This is a genomic window from Chitinophaga sp. (assembly GCF_017745275.1).
Lineage (GTDB): Bacteria > Bacteroidota > Bacteroidia > Chitinophagales > Chitinophagaceae > Chitinophaga.
Genome location: NZ_JAGHZS010000003.1, coordinates 692143 through 709942, shown reverse-complemented (window position 1 = coordinate 709942; position 17800 = coordinate 692143). Strand labels below are relative to the sequence as shown.

At 44.0% G+C, this 17800-nt stretch carries 17 protein-coding genes; 11 read left to right on the top strand and 6 right to left on the bottom strand.

Translation table 11 applies throughout. From position 1 onward, the window contains the following. Positions 1–192: 192 nt before the first annotated feature. The 3 genes from J7623_RS12460 (at position 193) to J7623_RS12450 (ending at position 1698) form a co-directional block, all read left to right on the top strand. Complete coding sequence (locus J7623_RS12460) at positions 193–588, top strand: MarR family transcriptional regulator (protein WP_291920618.1); 396 nt, start codon at positions 193–195, stop codon at positions 586–588. Between the two features lie 61 nt (positions 589–649). Next, positions 650–1084: a DoxX family protein gene (locus J7623_RS12455; protein WP_291920617.1), complete on the top strand. Its 435-nt coding sequence runs from the start codon at positions 650–652 to the stop codon at positions 1082–1084. 26 nt (positions 1085–1110) lie between these two features. Then, positions 1111–1698: a YceI family protein gene (locus J7623_RS12450; RefSeq protein WP_291920616.1), complete on the top strand. Its 588-nt coding sequence runs from the start codon at positions 1111–1113 to the stop codon at positions 1696–1698. 53 nt (positions 1699–1751) lie between these two features. Here the strand turns inward: J7623_RS12450 and J7623_RS12445 are convergent, their stop codons facing one another. The 4 genes from J7623_RS12445 to J7623_RS12430 all read right to left on the bottom strand — a co-directional run bounded on the left by J7623_RS12445 (position 1752) and on the right by J7623_RS12430 (position 4823). Then, a complete protein-coding gene (locus J7623_RS12445) occupies positions 1752–2300 on the bottom strand; it encodes a hypothetical protein (RefSeq protein ID WP_291920615.1) in 549 nt (182 codons plus the stop codon). Continuing rightward, positions 2297–2764, bottom strand: coding sequence for a hypothetical protein (locus tag J7623_RS12440; RefSeq protein ID WP_291920614.1), 468 nt, complete (start codon positions 2762–2764; stop codon positions 2297–2299). Before J7623_RS12440 ends, J7623_RS12445 begins: the two co-directional genes overlap by 4 nt. Positions 2765–2862: 98 nt before the next feature. Continuing rightward, the gene (locus J7623_RS12435; protein WP_291920613.1) at positions 2863–4146 is read right to left on the bottom strand and encodes a DEAD/DEAH box helicase; all 1284 of its coding nucleotides are present in this window, start codon (positions 4144–4146) and stop codon (positions 2863–2865) included. 149 nt (positions 4147–4295) lie between these two features. Next, the gene (locus J7623_RS12430; protein ID WP_291920612.1) at positions 4296–4823 is read right to left on the bottom strand and encodes a YceI family protein; all 528 of its coding nucleotides are present in this window, start codon (positions 4821–4823) and stop codon (positions 4296–4298) included. A 171-nt stretch (positions 4824–4994) separates the two neighbouring features. Here J7623_RS12430 and J7623_RS12425 point away from each other — a divergent pair, with 171 nt between their 5' ends. Further along, entirely contained in the window at positions 4995–5750 is a 756-nt protein-coding gene (locus J7623_RS12425) for a DUF4184 family protein (protein WP_291920611.1), read from the top strand. Here J7623_RS12425 and J7623_RS12420 read toward each other — a convergent pair. Continuing rightward, on the bottom strand, positions 5726–6400 hold the full coding sequence (locus J7623_RS12420; RefSeq protein WP_291920610.1) for a hypothetical protein: 675 nt from the start codon (positions 6398–6400) through the stop codon (positions 5726–5728). The genes J7623_RS12425 and J7623_RS12420 overlap by 25 nt on opposite strands. A 36-nt stretch (positions 6401–6436) precedes the next feature. On the opposite strand from J7623_RS12420, the gene J7623_RS12415 reads away from it, so the two are divergent. The 5 genes from J7623_RS12415 (at position 6437) to J7623_RS12395 (ending at position 9862) form a co-directional block, all read left to right on the top strand. Further along, positions 6437–6967: a DUF1697 domain-containing protein gene (locus J7623_RS12415; protein WP_291920609.1), complete on the top strand. Its 531-nt coding sequence runs from the start codon at positions 6437–6439 to the stop codon at positions 6965–6967. A 64-nt stretch (positions 6968–7031) separates the two neighbouring features. Next, positions 7032–7517, top strand: a complete 486-nt coding sequence (locus J7623_RS12410; protein WP_291920608.1) for a sigma-70 family RNA polymerase sigma factor — start codon at positions 7032–7034, stop codon at positions 7515–7517. Continuing rightward, on the top strand, positions 7505–8047 hold the full coding sequence (locus J7623_RS12405; protein WP_291920607.1) for a hypothetical protein: 543 nt from the start codon (positions 7505–7507) through the stop codon (positions 8045–8047). Before J7623_RS12410 ends, J7623_RS12405 begins: the two co-directional genes overlap by 13 nt. Before the next feature lie 109 nt (positions 8048–8156). Further along, the gene (locus J7623_RS12400; RefSeq protein WP_291920606.1) at positions 8157–9185 is read left to right on the top strand and encodes a sensor histidine kinase; all 1029 of its coding nucleotides are present in this window, start codon (positions 8157–8159) and stop codon (positions 9183–9185) included. Beyond that, entirely contained in the window at positions 9182–9862 is a 681-nt protein-coding gene (locus tag J7623_RS12395) for a LytTR family DNA-binding domain-containing protein (RefSeq protein WP_291920605.1), read from the top strand. Before J7623_RS12400 ends, J7623_RS12395 begins: the two co-directional genes overlap by 4 nt. On the opposite strand, the gene J7623_RS12390 is transcribed toward J7623_RS12395, so the two are convergent. Then, positions 9863–10312 (bottom strand): DinB family protein, encoded by a 450-nt coding sequence (locus J7623_RS12390; protein WP_291920604.1) that lies wholly within the window; start codon positions 10310–10312, stop codon positions 9863–9865. Positions 10313–10397: 85 nt separating this feature from the next. Between J7623_RS12390 and J7623_RS12385 the strand changes: the two genes are divergently transcribed. Both J7623_RS12385 and J7623_RS12380 read left to right on the top strand, forming a co-directional pair. Continuing rightward, positions 10398–14459: a two-component regulator propeller domain-containing protein gene (locus tag J7623_RS12385; RefSeq protein WP_291920603.1), complete on the top strand. Its 4062-nt coding sequence runs from the start codon at positions 10398–10400 to the stop codon at positions 14457–14459. 282 nt (positions 14460–14741) lie between these two features. Next, positions 14742–17783, top strand: a complete 3042-nt coding sequence (locus J7623_RS12380; RefSeq protein ID WP_291920602.1) for a TonB-dependent receptor — start codon at positions 14742–14744, stop codon at positions 17781–17783. Positions 17784–17800 lie beyond the last annotated feature (17 nt).

Here is a 17800-nt window from a genome sequence, read left to right as displayed (position 1 = left end):
CGGCAAGTGACAACTGTTTGTCAGTAAGTTTTTAAAAAAGATAAAAAAATTTCCACCGCTCTTTTTTGCCAGAAATTTGGTAAAATGAAAAATACATTTACCTTTGTTGTATAAACAACAGTTGTAACTGTAATTATGAAACTGGAAGAAGAACTGAAGCAAACTCGATTTAAGGATGAATACCAACGAGCCATGTTGAACATCATATTTACCGGTAACTGGCTGGAAGTAGGTGCTAACCAGGCGTTGAAGCAATTCGACTTATCCAGTCAGCAATTCAACGTACTGAGGATACTTCGTGGTAGTGCTCCCAAACCATTAAACCTGCTGGATATCCAGGAGCGGATGATGGACCGGATGAGCAATGCGACCCGATTAGTGGAAAAATTGCGCCAAAAAGGGTTATTAACCCGGGAACAATGCGATTCCAACCGCCGTAAAGTGGAAATTGAAATTACCAATAAAGGACTGGCTTTGCTGAAGGAACTGGATCCGATTATGGAGAAAAGCCACAAGGAATTAACCAAAAAACTGACAAAAGAAGAAGCAAACATATTAAGTGAATTGCTGGATAAACTCCGGGATTGATTTTTTTTGCTTCAACAGTTGTATATACAATAATAGTACAAACACTAACAAACCTACATCAATGTTTAAGAAATTACTTCAAACAGACAACAACCTGACTTCATTTATTGTTCGTATCACCGTAGCGTTGGTGATGTTACCACACGGAGCACAGAAATTACTGGGCATGTTCGGTGGCTATGGATTTAAAGGTACCATGAACTACTTTACTTCCAATGGCACACCTGCTATCCTCGCTTTCCTGGTAATATTCACCGAAAGCATCGGCTCATTACTAATTCTTTTTGGATTTACTACGCGTTTATGGGCAACCATGTTAACAGTTATTATGTTAGTAGCAATAAGCGTACATGCCGCTAACGGTTTCTTCATGAACTGGGGTGGAACACAAGCCGGAGAAGGATTTGAATATCACCTGCTTGTAATTGGTATCAACCTCGCCCTGATCATTAAAGGCGCCGGACGTTGGTCGGTAGATCGTCAACTCACTAAATAAATCTTTAAACTCAATAAACAACAATCATGAAAAAAGGATTCTTTTTCACTGCCCTCCTGGTATTAGCCAGCATCGCAACTTTTGCACAGGTTAAATGGAATGCTGACCCTGCACACAGCAGCATCATCTTCGGTGTAAAACACTTAGGGCTCAGCTACGTACAAGGCCATTTTACCAAATTCAGTGGCACCATTGAAACTGCCGACAGTACTAATTTCCAGAACGCGAAAGTAGATTTCACGGTAGATGCATCCAGCATTTCTACCGGTGTAGATCAACGCGATGGCCACCTGAAAACAGACGACTTCTTTAACGTTGCTGAATATCCGTCTATTACCCTGAAAAGCGTTTCTATGAAGAAACTGACAGGTAATAAATATGTATTGTTAGCAGATGTGACTATCCGCAGCACTACAAAACGTGTAGCCTTTGACGTTACTTATAATGGTGTAATTAAAGATCCATGGGGATTGAGAAGAGCAGGTTTTACTGCAAAAGCCAGCATCAACCGTCTTGACTTCGGTGTGAAGTATGCAGATAAATTACCTTCAGGCGTTTATGCAGTAGCACCAACAGTGGATATTACTGTGAACGTGGAAGCGGTGAAGCAATAATTAGCGCATGAAATGTTTGAGACGGTCCCGGTCTAAGCCGGGACCGTCTTGTATTATAACGCTAAACGGCCATCAGTTTTAATCTGCACGGTAAGTTTATTCTGGACAAATTGTTTTTCATTTTTTCGGATAGATTTATCCGTTTTAATAAAATGCTCCCGCTTCTTTTCTACTAACCGATACCAATAGTCAGCGGGAATAGCACGGTTTGAATGCAATTCCAATCTTACAGAAACATAATCAGGCGGATCACGTTTAAGATTAATCAGTTGACTTAGCAAGGTTTCATCAATACTTATTTCCTCGGCAAAAACTTTTCTTTTCTTCTCTAACAAGGTAACATACTCTCCAAGGAAATACCCAAAAGAGAGTTTTGGATTATAAGTGTTTCCATTTATGTAATCTTCAAGTTGAAACCTGAGACTCAGCAGCCCACTGATCAGTTTTTCTTTCTCTGATGCAACACCCCTTCTCTGGCTACGAACCAACGCCAACCGCTCAGCCGCCTCCTTTTGCTGCTTCTTTGAAAGCTTAACAGGGAAAATCAAAGACTCCGCCAACTCCTCCTGCGTATGTTCACTTTTAAACTTTTTGCTGCTCATATAGTATATTTTGCGACGATGATGTTCAATGGGCCCAATTCCAGGAAAAGCTGCCATCCGGCATCTATCATCCCATATTTCTTTATATAATGATTTTTTAAGGCTGTTTTAGGAATCAGGGAAATACAGGCATATTGGCCATACATTGCTAATGCGGTACGCCCTGCAAAAGCTATCATACAACCTGCAATCCCATCATAAAGGCCATTTTTTCCTATGTTCTGCCTGGAAACCTCCAGTAATTTCATTTCAATGCGCTCTTCTGATGGATAATATTCCAGAGAAATCAACCCAAGAATAGTATTGTCAGTTGATAATATCAATTTATAAACCTCGTTGTGCTTCATTATTTTCTTCCAATCGAAGGAAAATCTATCACTGGTTATTTGCGCAAGGTCTTTTTTTTCCAGTAACTGGATTAAAACATCCTTATACTCACCTGTTGATTTCTCTGTGATCTTCATCTATAAAACTACAAAAAATTGACAAAAAATGCCAAGTTTTTGTAAAAAAAATGGCCATTCCTTCCGGAATAGCCATCACATTATTTGTCACTTGATAGTTATTTCTTCTTCGCCTTCTTCTTCACATTTGCTGCCGCTCTCTTCTTCACTTTCTTCTGCAGCTCCTCCATTTCTTTATTATGCTCATCCAGCAATAGCTGCCAGTTATCATTCGGAACATCCTCAGAGAAGCTAATGGTTTCGCGATAATCATCTTTATTGATTTTCATCTCTGTGATATTCTTACCGAGAAATTTTTGGATTTCTTCCAGGATTGGTTTTTCTTCTGTACTGCAGAAAGAAACGGCTTGTCCTTTTTGTACGCCACGACCCGTACGGCCTACGCGGTGTACGTAATTTTCCGGTACGTCGGGTAAGTCGTAGTTCACTACGTAGTCAACGTTCGGAATATCAATACCACGTGCGTTTACATCGGTGGTGACCAATACTTTTATTTCGCCTTTCTTGAACACATCCATTACATCCAGGCGATCGCCTTGTTCTTTGCCGCCGTGCATGGTGAGGGCTTTGATGCCGATACGGCCCATTGCCGCCATCACGCGTTCTGCGCGAACTTTGGTGCGAACAAATACCAGGATTTTGCTTTCCGGGAATTCCTTGATCAGCCGTTCCAGGAAGAAGCGTTTATCATCCATTTCCACATAGGCTACAGCGTGACTTACATTTTTCGACACCGGGTCTTTGGGAGATATCTGGATGCGGATAGGGTTATTCACTACAGAATACGCCAGGTCCTTGATATCTTTATTCAGTGTAGCGGAGAAGAAGAGCGTCTGGTGTTCGCGGGGAATATGTTTGATCACATCGCGGATATCGCGGATAAAGCCCAGGTCCAGCATATGGTCGGCCTCATCCAGTACGAGGGTTTTCACCTGGCTCAGGTCAATATGTCCCTGGTTAATCTGGTCGAACATTCGGCCGGGAGTGGCAATGAGCACATCTACGCCTTTTTCCAGCACTTTGATCTGTGGTCCCTGATCTACGCCGCCTACCAGCGCCAGGATGGTGAGTTCTGTATATTGGGCAATAGCCTGAAATACTTCTGCGATCTGGATGGCCAGTTCGCGGGTAGGCACCATTACCAGGCACTTTACTTCATATTTACCTTTCCGGTATTTGCGGTCCTGTTGTTGCAGGCGATGCAGGATAGGAATGGCAAAAGCGGCTGTTTTACCGGTACCGGTCTGGGCAATCGCCATTACATCGTCACCGTTCAGGATGGAAGGGATGGCTTTAAATTGTATATCAGTGGGCTTTTTAAAGCCCATTTCTTCCAGACTGTCCTTTATTTCAGCCGAGATATTGTATTGTTCAAATTTCATGTGCGTTCTTGCTGTGCTTGGAGCACAAAGATAGCATAAAGCTGAAAGCATAAAGCAAAAAGCCTTTGGAGCGAAGATATTAGCGGAAATTATATTTATGTTTCGCTAATATCTTCGCTCCAAAGGCTTTTTGCTTTATGCTTTCAGCTTTATGCTTGTTTTACCAACTGTATTTCCATATTGAGCTTTACTTCATCGCTGAGTACAATACCGCCGGCTTCGGTAGTGGCATTCCAACGCAAGCCGTAATCGGTACGATGAAGGCGTCCTTTGAGTGCAAATCCGGCTTTGGTTTGTCCATAAGGATCTACAGTTACGCCACCGTGTACCACATCCAGTTCTATAGGATGTGTTTCTCCTTTAATGGTCAGGTCGCCGAGTAATTTATAAGCTTCGTCTCCTACCTTTCTGACTTTTTTGGAAACAAAGCTGATTTTAGGGTGATTGGATGCATCGAAAAAGTCGCCATTTCTCAGGTGTTCATCCCGTTGCTTGTTTTGCGTGTCAATACTATCTGCCGCTGCTTCGAACGTAATAGTCGCATCATGAAAATCATCACTGTTCGTCTGAATATTTCCTTTGAATCGTGTAAAATATCCGCTCACGTTAGTAATCATGAGATGTTTAACTTTGAATCCGATTTCGCTGTGTGATTCATCAATTTTCCAGTTTGTCATAGCACATTGTTTTTATGTTTTCAAAGACTATATAAAAATACGTGTTATCACATCAGGATGGGTTGGACATTTTACCGGAAATGATGGACGATTATAACATTAACATTTCTTTACCACAACATTATTATTTATTAGAATTAATTTAAATTTATATCCAATTACCATTAGACGATGCCATTCACAATATCACATGCGGCGATAGTTGTTCCCTTTTCTAATACTCCCAGAAAATACCTATCGGCTACGGGCCTGATTATAGGCAGCATGGTGCCTGACTTTTTATATTTTATTTTTTTGAATCCCTATTTCAATCTCGGACATTTATGGTGGGGGATTTTCGTATATGATATCCCGTTAGCCCTGTTATTGGCTTACCTGTACCATGGGCTGGTAAAGCATATACTAATGCCGTATTTACCGGGATGGGTACGCGGGCGGCTACAATTATTCCGCACTTTCAACTGGCATAACTATTTCCGGCAACATTACCTGGTAGTACTTAGCTCTGTTATCATCGGGATATTGACACATTTCTTTCTTGACGCCTTTACCCATGCAGATGGCTACTTTGTTACCTGCTCGGCGTTTTTACAAAAGGATATACTGGTAGGACAACATCCTATGAAAATGTGGTACCTGATGCAATACATCAGTTCTGTGTTGGGCTTGCTGCTTTTATTTTACTTCTTCCTGAAATTATCCATTGTAAAAAACACACCAACAGTATCCCCTGCACGAAAAGCTGCTTTCTGGCTTACGATTATCTTATTGAGTGCATTGGTACTGTTGGTCAATGAACGCTTCCATTATATTTACTGTAAGGGACTAGATTACCTGGCCACCATGCTCGGTGGCTTATTCTATGGATTGTTGATGACGCTGGTGATATTTCGTCCGGGCAACTATTCATCGCGGTCGGTCCGGTAGCACCATTCCATGTGGAGCATGTCCAATATGGAGTGAAAACGGGCTTCCTGGTTAGTGCCCAGGTACAGGCCATTCACAGCACCATCCTGTTCTGTAGTGAGTACAAGAATATCTTCGTAGTCGTTGGTAAAAAAGCGCAGCAACTGGTTAGATACACCGGTTTGCTCTTTCCAGTGACTGGTAATCGTTTTTATATGTGCAGGCGTGAGGTCTTCTTCAAGATCTGTAAACGCGGTATAGGTAAGCCCACCAAGTGCGCCATTCCACCACGCCATAGACAACAGGAAATGTTCTGTGGTATTGGAGTCGGTAAACCATTCCTTCCGGTGGCTATCGTAAGTACCGTATACGGGAGGATTGTCCTGCTGTAATTCGGCTTTGGCAATGCCCCATAATACTACGGCCTGATTTTCTTCATAAAAAATAAGGTGATCATCTTCCGAAAATCCTATTTCCTCCAAAGAAGTTAAACGATTAAAACTATCGTTCACTGTTTTGTTATTACCCAGGGAGAGATAATATTGCCGCAGGGCGGCCGGCAACCGGATCTGTAGCCGATGTTCCAGGGCGGCAATAGCTGTTTCAGGATAACCATTATTGGCATCTTCCTCCAGGTTGTATAATTTGTGTATGATTGCTAAATAGTGCATATAAAACAAACTTACAAAGTAAAGTTGACATCCTTTATGGCTAAATACGTGGCTTTTCTCCGGGCAGTAAATGTAGGCAAGCGTACCGTTAAAATGGAAACCTTGCGGCAGCAATTGGAAGCTGCCGGCTTTAAAAAAGTGAGCACCTATATACAAAGCGGCAATGTGATGTTTGAGTCGGGTAGCAATAATGCAGCGGCTTTGGCTAAAAAAATAGAAAAATTGTTGCTGGAAAATTATGGATTTGAAGTACCCACCATTATCCGGTCGGTAGCACAGCTGGAGGCCGTGGTGGCGAATACGCCGTTCCCGGAAATTGTGCCGGATAAGCAGGTACAGGTATATGTTTCCTTTCTTTCTGTACCGGCGGGCGCTCATGCGGCCGGGGTCATTGCATCCCTGCAATCGGCTGCGGAAACCCTGCATATGACAGACACCGAAGTATATACCATGATCAAAAAAGACCTGGTTCCCAAGGGGCTGGACGTCATTTCTCAATTGGAAAAAAAGCTGGGCGTACCCTGCACTACCCGCAACTGGGCCACGGTCAATAAGGTGATCTGGTAAATATTTTTGAGATCCCTGTAAGTTTTTTAACCCCGGTGGCAACTAACCTATAAAAGCAATATTCATGGATCAACCGGCCTTTCTTTCCGTTATACAGCAGCATCAGGGGATACTACATAAACTTTGCCGCCTGTACAGGGATAGTCCGGAAGACCGGGAAGACCTTTTCCAGGAAATGATTTACCAGTTGTGGAAATCGTTTCCTTCCTATGCGGGCAACGCCAAAATCAGCACCTGGATCTATCGTATTGCCCTCAATACCGCGCTGGCAGGATTTCGCAAACGCCGCATCTCCATTACTTATACTGACGCATTACCGGATATACCTGCACCCGAAAACACTGGTACGCAGCAACAGTATCAACTCTTTGCCGCACTCCGGCAGCTTTCCGATGCAGAGAAAGCCATCATCGCGCTATATCTCGATGATTTTAGCTACCAGGAAATTGCCGGGATCATCGGTATCGCCGAAAATTATGTAGGCGTAAAAATTAACCGGATTAAAACCAAACTCAAAAATATTTTAAACGCTTCATCATGGACCCTTTAAAATCTGCCTGGGATAATACGCCCACGCCTACACGAACAACTGCTGAGATCCAGTCTATTGCCAGTAAACAAGCCTCTCCGGTGATGCGGGGGATCAGGAAGCAACTGATCATAGAAACATTGGGATATACCGCTTTTCTTGTGGTTTACTACGACTTCTTCGATGGCAACAAAAAACCGTTCTATCTTAATGTGTTGTTAGTGGCAGCGATCATATTTATCGTGTTATATAATTTAACCGGCTATTGGCTGGCGAAAAATCCTGCTACCGGCCAGCATTTGCTGGAACAATTGCAACGGCAGGCGCAACAATTAAAACGCTACGCGGTAATAGCTGTGTCGTCGAGACTACTGGCGCTCGGTTGTATATTCGCTTTCTTCCTGGCACCCATTCACTGGGATAATAATAAGTCTATAGCCATGGCTGCCATTGTGGTGCTGATGGGAGTACAATTCTTTTTCCTCCGGAAAATATGGGCGGGTAGAATTCAACGACTCAACGAAACGATTATTTCTTTACAAAACGCTTAACTCAACCTCCAAAATCCATTGTTTGACACCTATTATGAAAGGTTCGGCCTAATCATTTATCTTGTTTGAAATTGCTGCCGAAATTAGCGATATGAAAACACCAGCCGACATGATAACAACAACGGGCGAGTCAGCCGCCGAAAAATGGCTGCTCGCTTTATTTTTATCAGAAAAAAAATGGCCACGCTACCTTTTTTATTCAGTGGCATTCGTCACCGGGGAATTCGCTCTTCCCCTTTATGCCCCTGGCACAAAATGGAGTGGTGCTGTTATGTCATTCCTTGTTTTAATAAACCTGGGCACAGGTATATGCAACAATCTGCTCCGTGGACGCACGATACAGTTTAGCCGTCATCTTTTATTGTCCTTTACATTCATGAACCTGCTTTTGGCAGCCATTGCCTATTACTGGGATGGGGTGCAATTCTATCACTCTTTCTGGATCACTCTTCTTGCCTTTGCTCCGTTTACGTTGTGTTCTATTTGTATTGGTATAGGATTAAAACTGGTACGTTATACCATGCAACAACAATATGCTGTTGCAACACGGCGAAAAGATGACCTGAATATGCTGCTTAATCAACTGAGCCCACATTTCCTGTTTAACACATTAAATAACCTGTATGGCCTTTCTCTTACGCAAAGCAGGCGCATGCCGGGATTAATTCTCCAACTATCAGACCTGTTGCGATATACCGTGTATGATGCGCGGCAAGACTATGTTCTGCTGCAATCTGAAATTGCTTATATCAACAACTACATAGAACTGGCCACTACCAATATTGGCAACAGACTGGTACTCACCACAGATATCGCACCAGTTACCGATCCTGACATTAAGATCGCCCCGATGCTACTGATTGTATTTATTGAAAATGCATTTAAGCATTCGCAAAATGATGATGCAGGGAAAATCTATATAGACATCTCTCTTACTGTTACAGAAAAACGTATAGGCTTTACCGTTAAGAATTCTTACAATACACAGGCAACAGATACGATTACCGAAGCCAACGGCATCGGCCTCAGCAACACCGTGAAACGCCTGAAATTATTATACAGCGATACCTATCAATACCATCACGAGAAATCAGATGGATATTATACTGTTACATTAACTATTCCCGTAAAAAAATGATGAATTGTCTTATCGTGGATGATGCACCTATTGCAAGAGAAATAGTAGCAGGTTACTGCAGTCATCTCCCTTTCATACATATTGTGGGAAGCTGCAGCAATGCACTGGAAGCCAAAGCTATTCTTGATAATACGCCAATAGATCTGCTATTCCTGGATATCAACATGCCTGTTTTAAATGGGATCAGTTTTCTGAAAACATTAAAACAGATACCCGCCGCCATTATATTTACCACTGCATATAGAGAATATGCAGCAGATGCGTTTGATTTATCGGCCTGCGATTACCTGGTAAAACCGTTCTCCCTGGAACGCTTCCTGGTGGCCATTGACAAAGCCAAAGAAAAAATTCAGCCGGCAACTGTTAACACTTCTTATTTTTTCCTGAAAGCAGATGGGAAAATTTATAAGCTATTACACAACGATATTTTATATGCAGAAGCAAAAGGGAATTATACCAAAGTGGTGTGCCAGCAGCAAGTCATTGTGCCCAATATTGCCTTTTCCGCGCTGGAAAGCATGTTACCTGCTGCTGTATTCATCAGGACACATCGGTCGTTCCTCGTGAATAAAACGAATATTACGCATATCCAGGGCAATTGCATCTACCTGCAAAAACATGAAGTACCGATTGGACACCGTTATAAAGAAATGCTTTTCCGGCAGCTGGGAATATAATTAATAACTACCCAAAATTTGCTTCAGGTGATGCTCCATATGATGCAAATAATCTTCTATTAAAAACTGCAACGGCAACACGGTACCATCGCCGTACTTACAGCATTTCAGCAGATCATCTTCCGGTATAATGGTGATAATAGCCGCCAGGTGGCGATTATACATTTCCCATAATTGCAATATCAGTTGCCGGTTCTGTTGCTGATATTGTTGGGCACTTACCCAGGCATCGCCGCCATAAGCAATGGTGGGTACATTTTCCACACGTCCTCTTACAAACCGTTGGTGATTGTTGGCAGCAGAATCTACAAGGTGACCCAGGATTTCCTTTTTAGACCACTTACCAGGAGCAGGTTTAGCTGAGAAATCGGCGTCTGGTATTTGCCGGATATGTTCAGGAATGATGTTACACAGATGTAATAGTTGTTGCGCTACATGCTGCACTGCCATGGAAATCTCTTTTTCCAAAATTAGACCTTTCTGTTTAAAAAATATCCCTCTTTTCAATAGCTTTATGAATAGTTAAAATTGGCTTATGCACCACGTGAGGAAAATTTGTTTTGTTATACTGGGGATGGTGATCTTCCTTAATCATATTTTCGCCACCGGCTATCCAATTAAATACCTGGGCCTGGAAGACGGGCTGTCGAATAATGCGGTTACCTCTGTATACCAGGACCATCAAGGGTTTATGTGGTTTGGCACTTATGATGGACTGAACCGCTATGATGGTTATAAATTCAAGATTTATCGTAATAAAATAGGTGATAGTACTTCTTTATTAGACAACGGTATTTATACGCTGGCGGATGACATTCATCATCAGCTATGGGTGGGCGGCCGCCGGGGTGTTTGTATTTTTAACCCGGTGAACGAAACCTTCTCTTCGCCTGGTTATCTCCCTGCTAATAGTAAAACAGCGCGGAAAATAACCGGCAACATACATATTATCAAATCAGATGATACCGGTATTTTATTAATCGGTACAGAAAAAGATGGACTGCTGTTATTCCGGGATGGTGTAGCCACCGGGCAACAGATTCCATTAAATATCCAACATGCCGGTATTACCAATTATGAAGTCACTGCTATTGCCTTCACCGGCAAATATGCCTGGATATTTGTACAGGGTATTGGTTTATGTCAATATGATATTGCCCGGCAACATCTGAATATCGTTTGCAGAGATATTCCACGAGGTAACTGCCTTACCATCGATCAATCCGGCACCCTCTGGCTAGGTACTGATAACAGCGTAGTTCGCTATATTCCTGCTACCGGTAAATACGACGGAAATATACTACCGGAAAACAGCAAAATTGTACACCTGTATACAGATAAGGAAGGTACGCTCTGGTGCGCATCTGATGGCAACGGCATTTACCTGAAACTCGCCGCCGATGCGGCGGCGCATGCCTTTACGCCACCAGGCAGTCCACAACAACTCAACAGCAACTCTGTATATTCTATTTATGAAGACCGCGAAGGTCGTAAATGGATTGGCACGCTCCGCGGCGGTATCAACATGATCGCTCCCAGGCATAATCCTTTTGAGCTCATGGTGCTGAACAAAAATCCAGATGCCAGGGCTATCGATAATTTTATTTTTTGTTTTTGTGAAGATGTCCACCATAATATCTGGATAGGCACCGATGGTGGTGGCCTCAAATACTGGAACCGGAGTAACAATTCATGGACGGCTTATCAACACGACTTCTCCCGTGCCGCTGGTATCAGCAGCAACTTTGTGACCTCCATTATTGCCGACAGCCAGCAAGACCTGTGGATGTCTACCTGGTTTGGTGGTGTTAACCGGTATACCGCCAACACCGGCGCCTTTGAACACTACATTTGTTTCAATCCTTATACCCGCGCCGCCGAGAATAATGTGTGGATAGTATATGAAGACCATCAGCAGGAGCTTTGGGCAAGTACCACCAACAATGGTACCCTGTATCGGCTCAACCGGCAACAAAACAGGTTTGATCTTTTCGACAGCAGCCTCGTCAACCTCCAATGCCTTGCAGAAGACAAAGCAGGTAATTTCTGGGGCGGCAACTATTCCTCCCTCATTAAAATAGACAGGGCCCGTAAACAACACCAGCGTTTTGATATAGGCTATACCGTGAGATCCATTCATGAAGATCAACATGGCGACTTCTGGGTGGGCACCGACGGTGGCGGCCTCCTGAGGTTTGACCGGAACACGGGCCAGTACAAACGCTTCTCCACCTCTGAAGGATTACCCAGCAACTCCATTCTCCGTATTTTGGAAGATAAATCCGGAAACCTCTGGCTCAGTACATTCAATGGACTATCGCGGTTTGACCCTGCGAAAAACAACTTCCGCAACTTTTCCGCCTCGGATGGGCTGCAGAGTAACCAGTTCAGTTTTAATGCCGCCCTGCAACTCACCTCCGGAGAATTCGTGTTTGGCGGCATCAAAGGATTTAACATCTTTTACCCCGACAGCATATACCCGCAAAACACGATTCCCCCTGTACTGCTGACGGCCATCCGGGTTAATAATGCTTCCATTACCCAGCAGGAAAATTATGTTACCCGGAGAAGCCAGGAAGAAGTACAGGAAATTACCGTCCCATACGACAAAGCCACGATTGCCTTTGACTTCGTAGCGCTGGAATATACGTTGCCGGATAAAATCAGCTACGCCTACCGCCTGCGTGGCTGGGACAACAACTGGAACTACGTAGGGCAAACCCGGACCGCCAACTACACCCACCTGCGGGAAGGCACCTACGTATTTGAAATAAAGGCCAGCAACGCCGATGGACGCTGGAGTCGCGATATCAGCACTGTTACCCTGATTGTGTTACCACCCTGGTACAGAACCTGGTGGGCATATCTTCTTTACATCAGCAGCACCCTGGCGGCCGTTTATGCCTACATCCGGTATAAAGCCCGCGAAGAAAGATTGAAATATGAGATTAAACTGGCGCACCTGGAAAATGAAAAAGAGAAGGAACTGAATGAAAAGAAGCTATCTTTCTTTACCAACATTTCCCATGAATTCAGAACTCCGCTCACGCTTATCATCAACCCACTGAAGGAGCTGGTGCAAGATAAAGATAACCGGGACCTGAGCATCGTATACCGCAATGCCCGGCGCCTACTTAGCCTGGTAGATCAACTCCTGCTATTCCGCAAAGCCGACCAGGAAGGTGATCACCTGAAAATTGCCAGGCTCGATATCGTGAATTTATGCCAGGAAGTGTATCTCTGCTTCTCCCAGCAGGCACGCATCAAAAATATAAATTACCAGTTCAACAGCCCGGATACCACCATTGAAATATATGGCGACAGCGAGAAACTGGAGATCGCCCTGTTTAACCTGTTGTCTAATGCCTTCAAGTTTACGCCGGACAATGGCAGCATTATTTTCGAAGTAAGCGATGCGCCAGATACCGTGACCATCACTGTGAAAGACAGCGGTTGCGGCATTGAAGGCAGTGTAGGCAACCGGATCTTCGAAAAATTCCGGCGGGCACAGGATCATAAAGAGTCGTTGCAAACCGGTTTTGGTATTGGATTATATCTTGTAAAACACTTTATCGAAAATCACCATGGCAGCATCAGCTACCAGAGCAAGGTGAATGAAGGCACTGCTTTCCTCATTACCCTGAAAAAAGGACGAACCCATTTTGCCGGGACGCCTTTACAGGAAAGTACCGGCCAGAAATCCGCCTTCCTGGAAGAGTTGACAGCCGCCAGCGCCATGCCAACGGCCACGGATACTCCCATCGACAGTAAAGAAATAGAGGGGCCAACTACCACCATCACAGAAAAGAAATCCATTTTACTGATTGATGATCATGATGAGATCAGGCAATACCTGCAACAATTATTCAAAGACCAGTTTATTATATATGAAGCCGACAACGGTACCAGTGGCTTTGCCGCCGTGCAGCAATACATGCCCGACCTGGTAATCAGCGATATCCAGATGCAGGGCATGGACGGGGTAGAACTGTGTACCAAAATCAAACAAACCGCTACCCTGAGCCATATCCCGGTGATCCTGCTTACTGGCTCCTCCGCCTCTGATACCCGGCTCAAAGGATTAGAAGGTGGCGCCGATGACTATATTACCAAACCATTTGAAAAGGATTTTCTTATGGCCAAGGTGCATAACATCATTAAAAACAGGAACCTGCTCCAACAGTATTTCTTTGACCGCATCACCCTGAAAAATACCAATATCAAGGTGCCGGCCGAATACCAGGACTTCCTGAAAAGATGTATCGAAATAATTGAAGACAACCTGGAAAATGAAGAATTCTCTATCAAGAAATTCACGCTTGAGATAGGGATGAGTCATTCCAGTCTTTATAAAAAAGTAAAATCCATCTCTGGTCAAACCATCAATTCCTTTATCCGTTCCATCCGGCTCCGGAAAGCCGCCGTTTTATTATTGAAAGAAAATTATACGATCACCCAGGCAGCCATGCAGGTAGGTATAGGGGATATCAAATACTTCCGGGAACAGTTTGTAAAGCTGTTTGGCATGAACCCTTCCGACTATGTTAAGAAATACCGGCATTCCTTTAACCGCGACTTCAATGTCACAGAAAGCTGATGGGGCTTGCTATTCAGGCAGGTCACCCATAAAATACCCCCTGCGGTAATTTACGATTTTACCCCCTTTTTTAAATGATTTACCCCCTCTATGGTTGTAAAAGGGGGTAGTATTTTGCGGGTATCAAAGGGACTGGGTATCAATAGTCCTTGCAACCAAAAGAATATTCCACCATTCCCATTCATCTAAATTTAATGCGTTATGAAAAAAATTCTATCCGGAACGGACCACTTACTTTTTGTCCCATTACGGAGCCAGCCAGTTTTAAGTCGTCTTTGTTTTTTGCTACTCTTATTTTTTACGCCTGGCGCCTATGCGCAGCAACCGGTGATTACAGGTAAGGTAACTGCAGATGCCGAAGCAATTCCAGGTGTAACCGTGCGGGTGTTACACAAAACAGCAGGTACCTTAACAGGACCCGATGGTAAATTTTCCATTGCTGCAGCTGTGGGTGATACCCTCGTATTCAATCACATTTCATATAGTGTATTGCGTTTCCCGGTAAAAAACGGGGGGCCATTAAATATTGTGCTGGAGCCACTCTCTAAAAGTGTAAGCGAAGTAGTGGTAGTGGGTTATGCTACCCAGAAAAAGGCCACCCTTACCGGATCTATCTCTGTGGTGAAGGGAGCCGACATGCTAAAAAGTCCGCAACCTAACGTTTCCAACTCCCTGACCGGCCGGTTCTCCGGCGTTATTGCCAACAACCGTTCCGGTGAGCCCGGGTATGATGGCTCCGCTGTCACCATCCGTGGATTGGCAACAACCGGCAACAATGATGTACTGGTGGTGGTAGATGGAGTACCTGGTCAGATAGGAGGCCTCGAACGCCTGGATCCTAACGATATAGAAAGTATCTCTATCCTGAAAGACGCTTCGGCGGCAGTATATGGTAGCCGTGCGGCCAATGGGGTAATGCTGGTGACTACCAAAAGAGGTAAAAGCGGTAAGCCGGTGATCAACTACAGCTTTAACCAGGGCTTTTCTTCACCTACCCGTTTACCTAAAATGGCAGATGCCGCCACTTATGCACAAATCAGGAACGAAATCCAGTATTACAGCAGCCCAACAGGTGGTATGAACCAGATTTACTCCCCGGAACAAATACAGAAATTCCGGGATGGGTCTGACCCGGTAAATTATCCCAATACCAACTGGCAGGAAGCTACCCTGAAAAAAGTGGCCACTCAAAACCAGCATAGTCTTTCTGTAAATGGGGGAAACGAAACCGTTCACTACTATGTGTCTCTCGGTATGCTGGGACAAAACGGCTTGTATAAAAATGGCGCCACCAAATACAACCAGTATAACTTCCGGTCAAATATAGATGCTGACATCACAAAAAGACTGAAAGTAAGCTTATATGTATCCGGCCGTGAAGAAAACCGCGTATTCCCTACTACTGGTGCAGGCGACATATTCCGCAGCATCTACAGGGCGTATCCTACTGTATTGGACAGGTATCCCAATGGCTTACCTACTACCGGGATAGAGCTCAACAATCCTGTTATGCAGGCAACAGCCGCAGGTGGTATTAACCGCAACCCTCAACAGGTATTCAATGGTATCCTGAAAGGTTCTTATGCTATTCCTGGTGTTGAAGGGCTTTCCCTTGACGGATATTTGTCTGCCGATAAGTCCTGGAACTTTGGTAAATCCTTTAGCACGCCTTACAAGGAATATACCTACAACCCTGCTACCCAAACTTATGATCCCAAAGTAGTAGGCGGTTCCGGAGGCAAGCCTTCCCTGTATGAGTCACAAAGAAATATATCACTGATTACCTCCAACATCAAACTGAATTACGCCCGCCGTTTTGGTCAACATAACGTCAACGCTTTTGTGGGGTATGAACAAAGTAAAAATGTGCTGGATACCTTCAACGCATCCCGGATCAACTTCCCTACACCACAAACACCGGAATTATCGCAGGGAGGTTCTACTGCTACCGACAAAAACAATTCCGGCAGCAGCTACAACTTCACCCGTAAAAGCTACTTTGGCCGTATTGCGTATGATTACCAGGAAAAATACCTGTTGGAAGTACAAGCCCGCGTAGATGGTTCTTCTACCTTCCCTGAAGGTAAGCAATATGGATTTTTCCCTTCCGTATCTGCCGGCTGGCGGGTAACCCAGGAAGAGTTTTTCAAATCCGTGAAATTTATCAATGACCTGAAATTACGCGGTTCCTATGGTACCTTAGGTAATGATAATGTTGGCTTATTCCAGTATTTCGATAACTACTCCCTGTTAAATCAGTATGTAATAGATGGACAAATTTATCCGGGTATCAGTTTAACCAAACTGGCGAATCCAAATATTACCTGGGAAGTTGCCCAAAAAATGGACCTGGGGTTAAATGCTGTTTTCCTGAATCATTTCAACCTGGAGTTTATTTACTTCAAACAGAAACGCTCTAAAATATTGACCCAACGGAATGCGTCCCTGCCGCAAACCTCTGGTATTGTGAATCCATACGATAAAAACAACCCGCTGGTACCTGCTGAAAACATCGGAGAAGTGAACAGCAGTGGTATAGAAGCTACCCTGGGCTATGATAATACCACCAGCGGCGGTTTCCACTACAACGTTTCCGGTAACATGACCTATGCCAAAAATAAAATTGTATTCATTGATGAAGCAGCGGGTATCCCTTCCTGGCAACGCCAGACAGGTGGGCCTATGAACACTTACCTGTTATACAATGTGCTGGGCATCTTCAGAACAGCAGATGAACTGAATAAGTATACCCATTTACCAAATGCACAATTAGGAGATCTGATTTATGAAGATCACAATGGAGATGGTAAAATCAATGCCGATGATGCTGTCAGAACCAAATATGGTAACATTCCCGAAATCACTTATGGTATCAACTTAAGTGGTGATTACAAAGGTTTCGACCTGTCTGTTTTATTTGCGGGTCAAGCACATGTAAGTCAGTATGTACTGCCTGAATCCGGCACTATCGGTAACTTCTACAGCAGCTGGGCCGATAACCGCTGGAGCCCTAACAACGTGAATGGCAGCTATCCAAGGGTAGATGAGCGTGCCTCTTCTTCCGTAAATGGTGGCCGCTGGCAGAATAATTTCTGGTTAAATGATGCTTCCTTCCTGCGACTGAAAAATATCTCGCTGGGATATACCATTCACGCCAACATCTTATCCCGTGCAAAGATCAGTGGGCTCCGGGTATATGCTAATGCATTTAACCTTTTCACCATTACCAAAATTAAGGACTACGATCCGGAAGGTACCAGTACCTCCGGGCAATTCTATCCGCAGCAACGGATCTTCAACCTGGGTGTTAACGTTAAATTCTAACTCGTAAAAAATCACGC